15 protein-coding genes are annotated in these 15,203 nt (G+C 34.1%); 10 read left to right on the top strand and 5 right to left on the bottom strand.

The window, feature by feature from the left end:
• The gene (locus tag T367_RS24990; RefSeq protein WP_157454325.1) at positions 1 to 210 is read left to right on the top strand and encodes a hypothetical protein; all 210 of its coding nucleotides are present in this window, start codon (positions 1 to 3) and stop codon (positions 208 to 210) included.
• Between the two features lie 132 nt (positions 211 to 342).
• Here the strand turns inward: T367_RS24990 and T367_RS0119710 are convergent, their stop codons facing one another.
• Positions 343 to 1,971 (bottom strand): ABC-F family ATP-binding cassette domain-containing protein, encoded by a 1,629-nt coding sequence (locus T367_RS0119710; RefSeq protein ID WP_027421368.1) that lies wholly within the window; start codon positions 1,969 to 1,971, stop codon positions 343 to 345.
• A 162-nt stretch (positions 1,972 to 2,133) separates the two neighbouring features.
• On the opposite strand from T367_RS0119710, the gene T367_RS0119705 reads away from it, so the two are divergent.
• Positions 2,134 to 3,069, top strand: coding sequence for a hypothetical protein (locus T367_RS0119705; protein WP_027421367.1), 936 nt, complete (start codon positions 2,134 to 2,136; stop codon positions 3,067 to 3,069).
• Between the two features lie 515 nt (positions 3,070 to 3,584).
• Here the strand turns inward: T367_RS0119705 and T367_RS0119700 are convergent.
• From T367_RS0119700 to T367_RS0119685, 4 genes are all read right to left on the bottom strand, one after another.
• Positions 3,585 to 5,462: a mechanosensitive ion channel family protein gene (locus T367_RS0119700; RefSeq protein WP_027421366.1), complete on the bottom strand. Its 1,878-nt coding sequence runs from the start codon at positions 5,460 to 5,462 to the stop codon at positions 3,585 to 3,587.
• 17 nt (positions 5,463 to 5,479) lie between these two features.
• Positions 5,480 to 6,262, bottom strand: coding sequence for a transporter (locus T367_RS0119695; protein WP_027421365.1), 783 nt, complete (start codon positions 6,260 to 6,262; stop codon positions 5,480 to 5,482).
• Positions 6,252 to 7,157: a mechanosensitive ion channel family protein gene (locus T367_RS0119690; RefSeq protein WP_027421364.1), complete on the bottom strand. Its 906-nt coding sequence runs from the start codon at positions 7,155 to 7,157 to the stop codon at positions 6,252 to 6,254. Before T367_RS0119690 ends, T367_RS0119695 begins: the two co-directional genes overlap by 11 nt.
• A gap of 277 nt (positions 7,158 to 7,434) precedes the next feature.
• Positions 7,435 to 8,061: a TetR/AcrR family transcriptional regulator gene (locus T367_RS0119685; protein WP_027421363.1), complete on the bottom strand. Its 627-nt coding sequence runs from the start codon at positions 8,059 to 8,061 to the stop codon at positions 7,435 to 7,437.
• Positions 8,062 to 8,145: 84 nt separating this feature from the next.
• On the opposite strand from T367_RS0119685, the gene T367_RS0119680 reads away from it, so the two are divergent.
• The 8 genes from T367_RS0119680 (at position 8,146) to T367_RS0119645 (ending at position 15,202) form a co-directional block, all read left to right on the top strand.
• Positions 8,146 to 8,565, top strand: coding sequence for an LIC_13387 family protein (locus tag T367_RS0119680; RefSeq protein WP_027421362.1), 420 nt, complete (start codon positions 8,146 to 8,148; stop codon positions 8,563 to 8,565).
• 93 nt (positions 8,566 to 8,658) lie between these two features.
• On the top strand, positions 8,659 to 9,501 hold the full coding sequence (locus tag T367_RS0119675) for a helix-turn-helix domain-containing protein (protein ID WP_027421361.1): 843 nt from the start codon (positions 8,659 to 8,661) through the stop codon (positions 9,499 to 9,501).
• 89 nt (positions 9,502 to 9,590) lie between these two features.
• A complete protein-coding gene (locus T367_RS0119670) occupies positions 9,591 to 11,024 on the top strand; it encodes a zinc-dependent metalloprotease (RefSeq protein ID WP_027421360.1) in 1,434 nt (477 codons plus the stop codon).
• A 107-nt stretch (positions 11,025 to 11,131) separates the two neighbouring features.
• Positions 11,132 to 11,896 (top strand): type I methionyl aminopeptidase, encoded by a 765-nt coding sequence (gene map, locus T367_RS0119665; protein WP_027421359.1) that lies wholly within the window; start codon positions 11,132 to 11,134, stop codon positions 11,894 to 11,896.
• A gap of 103 nt (positions 11,897 to 11,999) precedes the next feature.
• The gene (locus T367_RS0119660; protein ID WP_027421358.1) at positions 12,000 to 12,716 is read left to right on the top strand and encodes a VIT1/CCC1 transporter family protein; all 717 of its coding nucleotides are present in this window, start codon (positions 12,000 to 12,002) and stop codon (positions 12,714 to 12,716) included.
• Between the two features lie 185 nt (positions 12,717 to 12,901).
• Positions 12,902 to 13,825 carry a hypothetical protein gene (locus T367_RS0119655; RefSeq protein ID WP_027421357.1) on the top strand — a complete coding sequence of 308 codons (924 nt, stop codon included), beginning with the start codon at positions 12,902 to 12,904 and terminating at the stop codon, positions 13,823 to 13,825.
• A gap of 101 nt (positions 13,826 to 13,926) precedes the next feature.
• A complete protein-coding gene (locus tag T367_RS0119650; RefSeq protein WP_072032231.1) occupies positions 13,927 to 14,349 on the top strand; it encodes a GNAT family N-acetyltransferase in 423 nt (140 codons plus the stop codon).
• 13 nt (positions 14,350 to 14,362) lie between these two features.
• On the top strand, positions 14,363 to 15,202 hold the full coding sequence (locus tag T367_RS0119645; RefSeq protein WP_027421355.1) for a sulfurtransferase: 840 nt from the start codon (positions 14,363 to 14,365) through the stop codon (positions 15,200 to 15,202).
• Position 15,203: the final 1 nt, after the last annotated feature.

The following is a 15,203-nucleotide window of genomic DNA, read 5'->3' as shown; positions in this document are numbered from 1 at the left end:
ATGAATAATATCAAAAATGATCTCGGAGAATTCATTAGTACAGTACACAATCCTGAATGCGTAGTTGAAGTATATTTGGATAGGGACAAAGATGAAATCAATGAATTAAAGTGCCTCAATCAAAATCGGTATAAAGTTTACAATTACAGCATTACCGAGTATGCCGAACATATTAGAAGATACAATTTAGTAATTCCTTCTTTAAGTTAATCAAGAATCAATTCCATTTGTCTGAACAATACCAAAGCATCAGACATTTAACTCAAAACCGCTAAAAAAATCCTACAAATATATTTTGTGGGATTTTTTTGGTTTACGCTTAACCACAATCGAACCTAAATTCTACCCTAAAGCTTTCAAACTCTCGACTCTATTTCTTACCAAGAATTCATCAATAGATTCGAAATGTTCGATGACACGCTTGTCTTTAAATTCGAAGACTTTTTGTGACAATCCTTTTAAGAAATCACGATCGTGAGAAACCAAAATTAACGTCCCCTCAAAAGCCAATAAAGCTTCTTTTAAAACCTCTTTCGATTTGATATCAAGGTGATTCGTAGGTTCATCGAGAATTAAAACATTCACCGGTTCGAGCAATAATTTCACCATCGCCAAACGGGTGCGCTCTCCACCTGATAAAAAGCCAACCTTTTTATCAATATTCTCACCGCTGAACATAAAACGACCAAGAATACTTTTAATTTGCGTTCGAATGTCACCTTCAGCGACCATGTCTACAGTTTGGAAAACCGTTAGTTCAGGATCCATTAACGCCGCTTGATTCTGTGCAAAATATCCAACCTTCGCATTGTGTCCTAATTCACATTTCCCTTCGAAATCAATCTCACCCATAATGGCCTTAATCATGGTCGACTTCCCTTCCCCATTTCTTCCAACAAATGAAACCTTTTCACCTCTAGAAATAGACATATTGGCGCCTTTAAAAACAATATGGTCATCATACGACTTGGTCAAATCTAAAGCTGTTACAGGATAATCACCCGAACGTGGTGCCGGAGGGAAAGTCAATCGTATTGAAGAAGTATCCATTTCATCAATCTCAATAATGGTCATCTTTTCCAACATACGTTCTCTCGAATTCACTTGGTTGGTTTTAGAATAAGTACCTTTAAATCGATCAATAAAATCCTGTATATCCTTGATTACTTTTTGCTGCTCGTTGTATTGTTTTATTTGCTGCTCACGTCTTTCTTCACGTAAAGTTAAATAGTGCGAATAATTGGCTTTATAATCATAAATCTTGCCCATTGTTACCTCAATCGTTCGATTGGTAATGGTGTCAATAAATGCTTTGTCATGCGAAATCACCAATACAGCTTTTGCTTTATTGATTAAGAAATCCTCCAACCAAACAACAGATTCTATATCCAAGTGATTAGTCGGCTCATCCAAAAGAATCAAATCAGGTTTTTTCAATAGAATTTTTGCCAATTCGATTCTCATTCTCCAACCTCCAGAAAACTCACTGGTCAACTTGGTAAAATCTTCTCTTTTGAATCCTAACCCTTTTAAAGCTAACTCTACCTCAGCATCAAAATTCACCTCCTCAATCGCATAGAATTTCTCACCCAATTCAGTCACCTTTTCAATGATCTTCATATAAGCTTCAGACTCATAATCAGTTCTTGTTTCCAATTCCTTATTCAAGGCATCCATTTCCTTTTGCATATCAAAAATATGTCCAAAAGCTTTTGACGCCTCCTCAAATACGGTCGAATCATCATCCGTTAATAAATGCTGTGGTAAATATGCAATTACCGTGTCTTCGGGCGAACGAACGGCACCTCGAGTAGGCTTGGTTTCACCTGCAATAATTTTCATCATTGTCGACTTACCCGCACCATTCTTACCCATTAAGGCAATTTTATCTGTCGGATTAATTACAAAAGAAACCTCACTAAACAAAGTTGAACCATTAAATTCAACTGCCAAATTATCAACGGAAATCATAAATCTAAATTAAAAAATGTACCCGATAGGCACTTATAGAAATGCAAAGCTATAAAATCTTTAGGAATTATGATTGATAAAATGAGCTGTAACAATCACTGAATTAGTCACAGTTTAAAGTTTATATAATAAAAAGCCACAATAATCCGTTAACGTTGATTCATGCAACATTTCAACCCTACTATTTTACTTGTCCTTTGCGCTTTTACATCCGCCTCTCTTAATGCACAAGAAATTGAATTCGATTATGATTTAAAATATTATCAGAGATTGAATAAAGAAGCAGCTGAGCAAGGCCTCAAAACGGTCACTTTAATATCTACAATTGACAAAAAGCAAAAGAAACAAATCATATATAAAGCAACATACAATGAGCAAGGAAATATAACAGCATTAATCGACCATAATTTTGATAAACTTAAAGACTATCAAACGGTTGAGTTTAGCTATGATTCGCTGTTAAGAATTGATGCGTATACAGTCCAGTATTCTTCTAGAAAAAAACAGCATGAGATATTTAAATTCAATTATGATTTAAATGATCGTGTGAGAATGATGGAAACCCAATTTTATCATAAAAATGAATATGCTTATAGCCGCAAATATTATAAAGGTGAGATCAGCGGAACAAATGTAACATGGACAAGTACGGATAAAGATACGATATATACTTTCCGTAATAAAAACGACTCAATTATTGGCAAATCGAATCGAATTAGTGATCAATTTACTGACAATCGACTTTATAACGATCTCGGCTGTCTTCTTGGTATTCAATCAAGTTTCGAAACCCGTAGGATTGAAATTAGAGATTCGAATTGCCGCCTTTTAGGTTATCAAGATGAAAAATTACACACAGGCGTTTGGGTTCCGATTCGAAAACAACAATTGATCTATGCGGAGGATGTTATTGTAGGTAGACATGAATATGAAAGTAATTATTATAAAAAAAAAGAGCCCGAAGAAGTTGAATTATTGTTGATTTGGAAGATGTATTTTGAATATGACCATAATGGATTAATTCAGCGGCTTATTGAAACTGATCACAAAGGAAATACTTTTATTAATGCCTGTTACCATTATGAATATTACGAATAAGTTTACGCAAAGATTAGATTCAAAAGAAATATATTGAATAAAAGTAAGTAAATCAACTTACCAATGGCATTAATCAAGTGAAATTAATTTATCTTATTTTTACAAGCGAATTATTCAGATCAATATACTATTTAAAAATATGCATCTCATATTAGAAAATCAAAAGCCTCAAGAGGCCTAACTAAAACATGCCTTTAATTAAATCAATACTATTAGTAATTATTTGGCTTTATTGGTGTCTATTTTTACTTCCCTTTTTTATGCCAGTAATATTATTCGATTGGTTCACTTTAATTGACACTAACTTTTTCAAAATATTTAATTTGATCTTCACGATCTCATCAATATGGTTTCTCGTTTCAATTGTTCACCAAAATAAGCGTATTTCGAAAGCAGATAAAAAAGGTTGGTATTTCTATCTCATCTGTTTACCAATCATTTCAATCTTGATATTCCTATATAAATATGGGACCAAAAGGAGTGTTTAGTTTGTTAATAAATACCTCAACAACCTATTATTTCTCAACCTTCACGTTAAAACTCGGTGCCTTATAATCTTTATCTAAATAATCAGCAGGAATGGTTGTTGCATTTCCATCTCTACCGGCACGATAATGTGGTGACAGGATTTCGATTCCATTTTCAAAACATACATCTTGAATATTTTGATGTAAATCTGAATAAATACGCGCTTGCATATTCGGTACTTTTGTATAACCATTGATCTCATACGACACATAGAAATCATCTAAACTAGTTTGTAAAACGAATGGTTCTGGCGTATCCAAAATAAGTTCTGTTCTTTTAGCAGCCTCTAGTAGCGTTTCATGCATCTTTTTCCATGGCACATCATAACCAATTGTTACAGTTGAATGGATAATAAGACCCTTAGCTGGTGCATCACTGCTATAATTAATGGTATGACTACTCATCACATTTGAGTTTGGAATAGAGATAATCTCATTTTTAGTTGTTCGAACTCTTGTAACCAATAAAGACTTTTCTACAACATCACCAAATACCTCACCAATTTTAACCCGATCACCAATCGTAAATAATCGCATATAAGTCAGTACGACTCCGGCTACAATATTCGACAGCGAACCTGCAGAACCGAATGTCAAAAGGAATCCAAGCAATACAGATACACCTTGAAAAACCGGTGAATCACTTCCAGGTAAATATGGGAAAATCACCACAATCATAAAGGCAAATAGCAATACACGAATAATTTGATAAGTTGGATTCGCCCAATCAGGATAGAATCCTGCAAGCACCAGATTTCCATTTTCAACTTCTGACTTTAAAAATGAGATTCCTTTAATGACATATCTAAATATGAAGATGATGACAATGATGGTGATTAAGTTGGGTAAATAATTAAAAAAGCCCATCCCAATATTCTTGATAGGATTGAGGATATAGCCGAATAATGTCTCAGCAAAATCTCTTGTCCAAGGGAAGATGCCGAATAAAATTGGAATCGCGATATACAATAAAACGATATAAAAGAGCCATTTTACAATCTTATTAACGAATAAAACGGCATTCACCTCCCTTTTCGCATCAAAAAACGTATAATTCTTAATTTTAATTCCTTTTAATTTTTTGCCTTCCTCTGCCTCAATTTTCTTGGTAGTCCAATTAAATAAACGCCCCGTCCAGAATAATGCAGCAATCAATACGATTAGTACGATAGCGACTAATCCTACTCTTTTTAGAATTGTCATCGTACTGGTCTCGGCATGATATTGATCAATGGCTGCACGAATAATCACAGCATACTCTTCAGCCAATAATTTTAACGGTTTATTGTTCCAAATACCATCATTCTCTGAGACAGAAACGATAATTTGTTCTTTGTACATCACATCAAAAGCACCTTCCACCTCAACGACAGTTAAGCTGTCCTTATCACTTATTTGATCAGCCAAAATATTAATTCTACTTCCAATAGCAATTGCACGATCCTTAGGTGAAAAACTCCCTAATTTCGAATAAATCATGAATAAAGTATCATTAAAAAAGCCGATCACGGGAAAACCGTTCAAGGTCAGACGCATCGCATCAATTTGCATTTTTTTATCCGATAATCTTTTTTCCTTTTCTGTATTTAAAGCTTCTAATTCTTGCAATAATTCTTCCTTCTTAATATTGTCAGTTGTTTGCAAAGAACTCAGTTGCTGCTCCAATTCCATTCGTTTAAGAGAATCCTGAACATATTGAAACTCAATAGCAGCCAATTTTTTATTGAATTCAATTAATTGTACATCGTTCAACGAATCTTTGACATTCGATAAACTATCCAATTCATTAGTATCAGCAGTTAAGTCTTGATTAAAACCAACGAAACTAGTCAGTACAGCGATTATTAATAAGGTAATATTCTTCATTTATTCTAAATTAATTATTAGTTGGATTGATGCCATCCAACAAATCTCCATGATACACCTACACTTACAAAATAACGCATATTATCGTCATTCAATGCCAATCCTCCAAGGACATCCAATTGTAAATCATTGGTAACCAAATACGATATTCCTGCATCCCAAAAAGTATTGTAAAACGATTGTCCAAAATCGCCATAATTCTCTATAAACACACCAACCTTATCCGTCATTGAGTAGGATAAGTTGGCAACATATATGCCTATAGGTTGTGCGTTAAAACCATTATAATCAATACCTAAATTGAGTGTAAGCGCCAATTTTTCAGCTAATTTTTGATTGGCAATCGCCATAATTCTAGGTGCAATAAAACTGACATTATAATCGGGAGACAGTATTGGTAATTTCATTGTCACCTGAATGCCTACAGCGGGCAAATAATTATTCGCTTCAATAATATTAATTCGTGTGCCAATAGTCGCCTGACTCAATCCACTGCGCTCACTTGAAATGAATGGTGTCTCATATTGTTCGTACTGATAAGCCCAGCCCGTATTAATTTCAATTTTTTCTGTCAATCCAAATCTTAAAACTGTATTTGGATTGAAACTATTTTGAGAAAAGTTGAACACATCATTTTGCAAACCTCCATAATCGATTCCTGTTTGCATTTGAAAAACTTTTGCACCAACGGCATATGAACCTATCGCTTGACCTGGTCTTCCACTTCTAATTGTTTCTGCTAATTGCGCAAAGCTATTCGCACTGCAGAATAATAGGATGAGGACAAAACTATTTTTCATCTTTTTGTTCACCTGAATAAGTTGTTATCTCAAGGGAGCTAGTTGCAATCATCAAAAGATCGTCATTTTTATTGATTTCTTCGAGTAATCGTGTATAAAGAATGTCTTTTGTTGATCTTCTCTTTGTATAATCAACAATAAAACGAATGGTGAAAGTGATCCAATTTTCATCAAAACGCATCGTGATCATAGGTTCGACTTGTGCATTTTCAATTTTATATTTACCGTGCATTTCTTGCCATACTTGACTAGATTTCTCGGCAAATTCCCCACAAACCTCATTGGTGATATTCTTGAACAATTCTTTCGCCAATTTAAAATCACTATTCGTTCGTAAAGGCACTTCTATTTCATCCCATAAAAAAGGATAATCAGCCGAGTAATTTTGAATCGGTTCTTTAAAGACGAAACTATTCGACAAAGTTGTTATTCGACCATTATACAAATCACCATTCACCCAATCACCTATTTCCATAATGGTAGTTTTAAGGACTTGAATATCGATAATATCTCCCTTTAAGTCTCCTATTTTAACCCTTTGACCAACTTTTACTTGTTTGGTCACCATAATACTTAACCAACCTGCAAAACTTGTAATGACTTCGGACAATGCGAAAGCAATTCCAGCACTTGCTAGACCAACAGTCACGCCTATATTTCCCAGTTTATCACTGAATACAAAGAGAATTATAATCAGGATAAAAACATAAGCGAAAATATTAGACACCTTTTTCGTACGATAAGTAAAATTTGGATCTTCTACATGTTTCGCAATTGCCTTTTTCACGAAGAATAGAACAACATATACCAATAATATTGCGACTAGCATAATTGCCATCCTATTCACAGTTTCATCACTGAGCCAAGTACTCAAAAAGGTCTTTATTTTATTCATTTTCTATCTAATTTTTTACTAAAAAATACAGTGATAATTTGAGAATCTCAATGCGCTTAAGACCATACAAGCAACAGTCTACCCTACATTAAAACGACTTCTTTAACCGCTCTAATAAAGTTAAACATACGACAAGGATTTAAAAGTGCAATCAAAATTCGAATTTTATTTTTATTAACGTTCGAAAACCACGTTAATTAGTCAAATAACAGAAAATATGTAGCGTTTATAATTTGAAAAAGTCTACAATAATCTTCGATACCCCCCTCAAATTCAATCAAAAAACTTCACCTATAGCAGCCGTATATTCTTTTTGGCCTATTACCGTCAAATACGGAAAAATAGCTTGAGATAAAATCACACCGTATGTCGAAATAGACTTTTTAGTGATTTTAGAATTGAGAATTTCTGCATCAGAGATCCAAAAATCACCTAATATTTGAATGCGTTTATACAAGTTTTTATACTCATCAGGTAAAATTTCTTCTCGCATTAAACCATGTTTCACTAATGATTCAAAAAGGACTGAAAATTGTGTTTCCCTTTGTTTGGACAATTCCATATAATGTCCTTTAATCTTCTCATTCTCTCGCATAATTTGAGCAAAATCAAGTAGAAAAAATCGATACTCATAAAAATTTGTCATGAGTGTTTTTGAAATATTTGCCAATAATTCAAAAGGATTCTGGAGCTGTGTATTGTTCGCCATGCTCTTGTCAATATTCCCAACCAATTGAAAATATAAAGCTTCAATAATATCTTCTCTTTTTTTAAAGTGATAATTCAAATTCCCTTGACTGATTTCCATCTTCTGTGCAATTGTACGAAGTGTCACTTTAGCCAATCCAAGGGAATTAAATAATGATAAGGACGTATCTAAAATTATCTCTTTGGTCTTTTTCATATTTCAAAGATACTCATTTTAGTAACATTGACCTAATTCATAAATAAATTAGTAACTTTGACCTAAATATTAAAAATACACCATATGAAGATTGGCAACATCACTAGTAAATTCGCAAGTTGGGCGCTCCTTTTAGTAGGAATAGGACATACAATGGCCGTATTAACCAGCCCAATTACCGAACAGCAAAGCAACTACATTCAACAAATGAAAGGATTTCCCATAGAGATGTTCGGAAGTAATATTGACATCTATTCGTTCTACCAAGGCTTTAGTTTAATGATGGGACTCTTACTTTTTGGATATGGACTTATCAACCTCATGATTTTAAGTATGCCGCAAGTAATAAAATTGCCAAGAAATATTCTCATTCTAAACGTATTTGTCAGCCTATTGAGCTTTGTCTTATCTGTTCAATACTTCTTCACCGTTCCGGTTATTTTCACTGGAATAGCTTTAACAGGATTTACGATTACACTTTTTACAAAAAAAATTAAATTATAAATGGCGTAGATTTTGTGAACCATTCTTTATTTAATATTCAATTTTATTATTTCGTGCTACAACTTTTAACTTTTTAATCCGTTTGTTTCATTGATGAAAAATATATTTCAATCGGCTGCTCCTGCTTCAAAACTACTTCAAAAGCATATTGCTTATTATTATTTTGATCAATCTACCGACGAATCTCATAAAAAGTCATTTTTTTATTATCCGCATTATAAAAATGCCATGACTATTTATAAAAATTCAACGGTTACGTTAGAAGGTCCCTATTCTACTATTACAAAACCTTCTCCTGTCAACTATTTTTTTGGATTTGCTAAATTGATCAATCATGCAGCAAAGGCGCAGATTCAATCCCCTTTTAATAAAATAGGTATTGTTTTTCAACCACTCGGTCTGAATCAATTCCTACCGGGAAACTTAAGTGACTTCATACAGGACCCAATCACATTAGAATTCAATATTTTCAAGGCATCGTTTGAACCTGTTTTAGACAAAATATACTCGACAGATAATATTGACGAAAAAGTAGCGCTATTGGATGAATATTTTTTGTCCATCTATATTGGTTTTAAAAACGATAAAATTGAAAAAGCGATAGATATTTTGATTAAAAATGATGCTAAATACTCGGTAGATGAATTAGCTGATGCTTTAAATATCAATAGAAAATCGTTATTAAGATTGTTTAGAAAACATCAGAATTGTTCTGTAATAGATTATATCAAACTCATTCAATTCAGGAAAGCGATAGATAATTTTCAAAACTCTGTTGACAAGTCTACATTGACCAAATTAGCACATGACACCTCCTATTATGATCAATCCGACTTTATAAATCATTTTAAAAAATTAACAGGTTTTAATCCAAAATCCTTTTTTAATAACATTTCTGACCAAGGTAAAGAAGGAACCTATTGGACATTTAGTTAGCTAATTTAAGCATTGTCCCAAATTTCCAATTTTCCGTATTATGCAGGCTTTATTTTTGTATTCAAATAATTTATCTTAAATAATTAGATATGAAATACTTTAATATTTTGATGATTCTCAACATGATCATCTTTTTTTCGACTAAAGCTAATGGACAAGGTGCGATAATGGGATTAAATGACCTTGAAATTTCGGCTTCATATCCTAGCTGTGGAAGTTTTAATTTCATGCAAAACATACAAACAGAGACCGCTGATTTAGTTGATTTATCAGATGAATTCATGGAAAAAATAACAAGATTAGTTCAGATTCATAAAGATGACAGAGAATATGCAGATTTACTTGTAATACCTGTGGTTTTTCACGTTGTATACAATGGAGAGGACGAGAATTTACCTGATTCGATTATATACAATCAAATTGAAATATTAAACGAATGCTTTAGACGCACCAATGCTGATGCATCAGAAACAAGATCTGAATTTATTGAACTTGTAGGTGATACTAAAATTGAATTCAGACTTGCAGAAGTTGACCCTTTTGGAGCCGCTACCAATGGTATAACACGAACAGCCACTGATGTGGAAAATTTTGGTGGCATTTTACCATACGGGCCTGGTGAATCAGATGAGATTGCCACTTGGGTTGGCGATAGCTTATACTATAATTTATTCAGATTAACAGAACTGTCCTTAGGAGGTTCTGACGCTTGGGACACAGAAGTATATTTAAATATTTGGAGCGGTGATTTACGAATATTTGAACCAGAATTCGGAGATATAGAAGAGTTGGTCTATTTTGCATTAGCAACACCTCCACTCGATCATGAAAACTGGCCTGAAGAATTACTTACTGAATTAGCTGAATTCGAACAAGGTGTATTAATACATTATGTTAATGTGGGAAGTAATAATCAAAATAGATTACCAGCTCCATATGCTGCTTATAACGGCATTGTTACTACTGGTAAAATATTAGTTCATGAAGTTGGACATTACTTAGGCTTAAGACATATTTGGGGAGATGGAGATTGCACAGCGGATGATTTTATTCTGGATACGCCGAATAGCAATAATTCAAGTAATTGGACCTGTAGTCATGCTGCAAATTCATGTATAGATGATATTGGTGGTACTGACTTGAAAAATATGGTTGAGAATTATATGGATTACTCTAGAGGTAATTGCCAAAACTCGTTCACCATTGGTCAAGCAGATGTCATGAGAACAGTGCTAGAGATCAACCGCCCATTTCTTGCAGAAACCATTTCTACAGCAAATATTGACAATCTGTCTAAATTCGACCATTTAAATATTTATCCGAACCCCTTCAAGACTGAAATACATATTGAAAACGCATCCAACTATTCGAATTTTAAAATCTTTGACCTTTCGAGTAAAATTGTTATTTCTGGTGAGTTAAACAGTACTAGGATTAATGTTTCTGACTTGGCTACGGGAACATATATCATAGAGGTCGCAAATGAAAACAGTATTTTAAGAACTAAGATTGTTAAAGAATAAAGATAATTAGAAACAACTAATTATTCGTACGACCCTGTTGCTTATGCAATGGGGTTTTATTTTTTAATTAATTTTACAATTCGGTTTACAAATTAAATATTCGAATTATGTCTATCACCAAAGAATCTGAATTAGAAGGAATGAAAAAAATTAGTACAGTCGTTGCGACTACGCTAAAAAAGATGCGTGAATATGCCAAGGTTGGTATGTCAACAAAAGAATTGGATGATTTTGGTGGAGATATTTTAAAAAGTTATGGAGCCAAATCTGCCCCATACGAGACTTATAAATTCCCAGGTTTTACTTGTATTAGTGTAAATGAAGAAGGTGCTCATGGAATTCCATCTGCTTTTAAAATTCTAAAAGAAGGTGACCTCATTAATATTGATGTATCCGCTGAATTAGATGGTTTTTGGTCAGACAACGGTGGTTCATTCGTGATGGGTGAAGATATTCACAACCACCAGCCATTGGTAGATGCCTCTAAAGATATTCTACGCAAAGCGATCCGTCAAATTAGAGGCGGTGTGAAAATTGCAGACATAGGTTATATCATTGAATCTGAAGCGAAAAAATCAGGACTAAAAGTCATTAAAAACTTGGCGGGTCATGGTGTTGGCAGAAGTTTACATGAAGAACCAGAAAACATTCTCAACTACCGTGTTCGATCGAATAGAGAGCGATTCAAAAAGAATACAACGGTAGCAATTGAAACATTTATCGCGACGAAATCGACTATTGCTGTTGAGCTAAACGATGGTTGGACATTAGTTGGTAATAAAGGAGGATTTATCACCCAACATGAACATACGATCTTAGTGACAGATAAAGAACCAATTATTTTGACTGCTGCCAACGAAATTTGGAATTAATTCATTCGTTTAGAATTCTTCTAAATTGTCTTTAACATTTTAAAAGCCTAGAAATTTTCTAATTTTACTCAAACATTGCTTTTCACAGCTAATAATCTTAACCATGGCAAATGAAACAGACGAATTAGACGATTATTTAAACAATCATTATATTCATAAAAGCAATTGGTTAAGAGCTGCTGTTCTTGGTGCAAATGATGGAATTTTATCAACGGCGAGTATTGCTGTGGGTGTTGCCGCTGCAAGTGATTTTAGAGAACCTGTTGTACTAGCTACTTTAGCTGGCCTTGTTGCTGGCGCTTTATCAATGGCGGCGGGAGAATATGTTTCTGTCAGTTCACAAACCGACATTGAAAATGCTGATATTGAAAGAGAGAAAGAAGAATTGGCAACCATGCCAGAGATAGAACTTCAACGATTAGCAGATATTTACGCAAAAAGAGGACTTAAAAAAGAAACCGCGCTTGTCGTTGCAAAAGAGCTGACTGAACATGATGCTTTGGCGGCACACGTTCGAGATGAACTAGGGATTAATGAAGTCAGTCAAGCGAAACCAATGCAAGCAGCTTTTGCTTCAGGTACATCTTTTACTGTTGGAGGATTGCTTCCTTTTTTAGTCGTCCTCTTCTACCCGCTTCAAAACATGGAATTGGCACTATACATCTCTGCCATCCTTTTTCTTGGTTTATTAGGAGCATTAGCCGCTCGAACGGGAGGATCAAGTATGGGTAAAGCCATCATTCGAATTACGTTTTGGGGAACAGTAGCGATGGGATTGACAGCATTGGTGGGGTATTTGTTTAATGTGAATGTGGCTTAGGTAGAATTTTTAGTTGTTAAAACCGTTAGTGAATTCAAAATTATTAATTGAAGTCGTCAAATCAATTATCCATTAATTCATTGATTAATAAGTAATAAAATTTGTTAATCAAATCAATATTCTATCAGTCCTTAGAACTACCTACTTTTCTATTCGTTAATTTAGGTCAATATTAAATCACGAAAATGAAATTATTCAACCTCTTTTTTTTCTTATTCTTGACTACAATTATATATGGGCAAACCAGTGAATATGTATACAAGAACCCAAAAGACAGCACTTTCAATTGTTACCTCAAAATATACCCTGAAACAAAAAACATTCGTGGATTGGTTGTTAGAGATTATACCAATCTCCCTGATACAGCACGACAATCCCCCTATCAATTCCAACAACTTTGTTCGCAAGCTGGTTTGATGACACTTTATACCAATACTTCCAATTCCTTTCCCGAATTATTCGAATCCGATCTTACTATAAAACGTTTAGATGAGATGATTCTAGAAGTAGTAAATGAGCACAACATTCCAGCTGACAATATTTTTATTGGTGGAATTTCAGCCAGTGGTGCACGCGCTTTGCGTTATGCCGAATATTGCGCTCAAGGAAAATCTACGATCAATATCAACGGCGCTTTTGCAGTCGACTCTCCATTAGATTTGGCGCGTTTTTATACATCAATTGCAGCACACAGACAAAACTTTAAAGCTGGAATGTTAGAAGAGGCCGATTTTATGCCGCCAGTCTTTCACAAATTATTCGGAGGTGGACCAGACGAAAATTACGAAGGCTATAAAAGCGGATCAGTCTTCACCCATTCAGATAGTTTGGGAGGCAATGCTGTTTATCTAAAATCTACAGCTATTATTTTATTCCATGAACCAGATATAGATTGGTGGTTAGAAGAACGAGGTGCAAGCTATTATGATATTAATTCGTATGATTTAGCAGCATTTACGGCTCTTTTAAGACAACTAGGAAATGAAAACGTCGAATTAATCACAACAACCGGTAAAGGGTTCGACCGTGCAGGCGATAGACGTTGTCACTCTTGGACCATCGTAGATGAAGAATATTTAGTGAATTGGATAAAGGGTCGGTTGCATTAAGTGGATTAAAAAATGCTAACTTACTGAAGCATAAATACCGTTGTTTAAATAAACTTGGAAACACAAACTTTTTGTAAAAAATAAAACATCAATAAATTAATATGATTATTACTAAATTGAACCCCAATATGGATCAAATTGATTGGTATCAAGTTGTTGAACTTTTCACTTTGGTAGAATGGGCAAAAAGAGATATTAAAGAAATTCAAAATGCATTTCTTAAAAGTTCATTTACCTGCTTTGTATACAAGGATGACCGAATTATTGGATTTGGGCGAACTGTTGATGATGGACAGTATTATGCATTATTAGTCGATGTTGCTGTTCATCCGAAATTTCAAAAACAAGGAATTGGCAAATCAATTGTCAATGTATTGTCGACCGCATTGAAAGACTACTTATTCGTTTCTTTGACAGCAGCACCAAATAAAGAAGAGTTTTATCAAAAAATTGGATGGAAAAAACAAAAATCGGCTTATATTTTACCTAAAAATGAAAAACAGCAAGCGGCACACTGTGAATAAAATAATAATATAGATGAATCCGATAATCCATACCAACGAATTAAAATCTTTATTTACGAAAGAAAATTTAGTTTTAATTGACGCACGAAGTGGTAAAGATGCGATGAATAACTATGCCGAAAAGCACATCAAAAAAGCCATATATATTGATTTGAATAAAGATTTGTCTGCACTAAAAGATGATGCAGCAAATGGTGGTAGACATCCACTCCCATCTGTTGATGACTTTATTAAAACATTAAGTCATTTAGGAATAACCAATGCGAGTCATGTCGTTGTTTATGACGACAAAAGTGGCGCGAATGCAGCCGCTCGTTTTTGGTGGATGTTGAAATCGTTAGGTCATCAAAAAGTACAAGTGATTGATGGTGGAATTCAAGCAGCGGAAAGTGCGGAAATTATGATGGAAAGCAGAATTGCTCGACCTAATACTAAGGAAGAATATCAGGCAACAGATTGGAATTTACCTTTGATAGACATCAATGCGGTAGAAGTTTTTGCAAAAGACAATCAGCATATAGTAATTGACGTGCGTGAATCTGGCAGGTATAATGGCGAATTCGAACCCATAGATTTAATTGCTGGTCACATTCCTGGAAGTATCAATTTACCTTTTGAAGACCTCTTAACAGAAAACGGCTTATTTAAATCAAAAGAAGTACTGAGAGAGAAATTCGACCTTGTTTTTGGCACTACCCCATCAAAAAATATTGCAGTGCATTGTGGTTCAGGTGTGACAGCTTGCCATTTAATTTTGGCGATGGATTATGCCGGTCTTGAAATTCCAAAGCTATACGTGGGATCTTGGAGTGAATGGTCGAGAAATAATAAGCCAATAGCGAAGGAGGTTTAAT

This window comes from Crocinitomix catalasitica ATCC 23190, from assembly GCF_000621625.1.
Lineage (GTDB): Bacteria > Bacteroidota > Bacteroidia > Flavobacteriales_D > Crocinitomicaceae > Crocinitomix > Crocinitomix catalasitica.
Note: the sequence above shows the minus strand (reverse complement) of the source record. Positions and strands in the feature narration are given on the sequence as shown.

Bases quoted from the DNA above. Each gene is read 5' to 3' on its own strand.
- T367_RS24990 (WP_157454325.1), top strand. From the start codon at position 1: ATGAATAATATCAAAAATGATCTCGGAGAATTCATTAGTACAGTACAC.
- T367_RS0119710 (WP_027421368.1), bottom strand. From the start codon at position 1,971: ATGATTTCCGTTGATAATTTGGCAGTTGAATTTAATGGTTCAACTTTG.
- T367_RS0119705 (WP_027421367.1), top strand. From the start codon at position 2,134: ATGCAACATTTCAACCCTACTATTTTACTTGTCCTTTGCGCTTTTACA.
- T367_RS0119700 (WP_027421366.1), bottom strand. From the start codon at position 5,462: ATGAAGAATATTACCTTATTAATAATCGCTGTACTGACTAGTTTCGTT.
- T367_RS0119695 (WP_027421365.1), bottom strand. From the start codon at position 6,262: ATGAAAAATAGTTTTGTCCTCATCCTATTATTCTGCAGTGCGAATAGC.
- T367_RS0119690 (WP_027421364.1), bottom strand. From the start codon at position 7,157: ATGAATAAAATAAAGACCTTTTTGAGTACTTGGCTCAGTGATGAAACT.
- T367_RS0119685 (WP_027421363.1), bottom strand. From the start codon at position 8,061: ATGAAAAAGACCAAAGAGATAATTTTAGATACGTCCTTATCATTATTT.
- T367_RS0119680 (WP_027421362.1), top strand. From the start codon at position 8,146: ATGAAGATTGGCAACATCACTAGTAAATTCGCAAGTTGGGCGCTCCTT.
- T367_RS0119675 (WP_027421361.1), top strand. From the start codon at position 8,659: ATGAAAAATATATTTCAATCGGCTGCTCCTGCTTCAAAACTACTTCAA.
- T367_RS0119670 (WP_027421360.1), top strand. From the start codon at position 9,591: ATGAAATACTTTAATATTTTGATGATTCTCAACATGATCATCTTTTTT.
- map (WP_027421359.1), top strand. From the start codon at position 11,132: ATGTCTATCACCAAAGAATCTGAATTAGAAGGAATGAAAAAAATTAGT.
- T367_RS0119660 (WP_027421358.1), top strand. From the start codon at position 12,000: ATGGCAAATGAAACAGACGAATTAGACGATTATTTAAACAATCATTAT.
- T367_RS0119655 (WP_027421357.1), top strand. From the start codon at position 12,902: ATGAAATTATTCAACCTCTTTTTTTTCTTATTCTTGACTACAATTATA.
- T367_RS0119650 (WP_072032231.1), top strand. From the start codon at position 13,927: ATGATTATTACTAAATTGAACCCCAATATGGATCAAATTGATTGGTAT.
- T367_RS0119645 (WP_027421355.1), top strand. From the start codon at position 14,363: ATGAATCCGATAATCCATACCAACGAATTAAAATCTTTATTTACGAAA.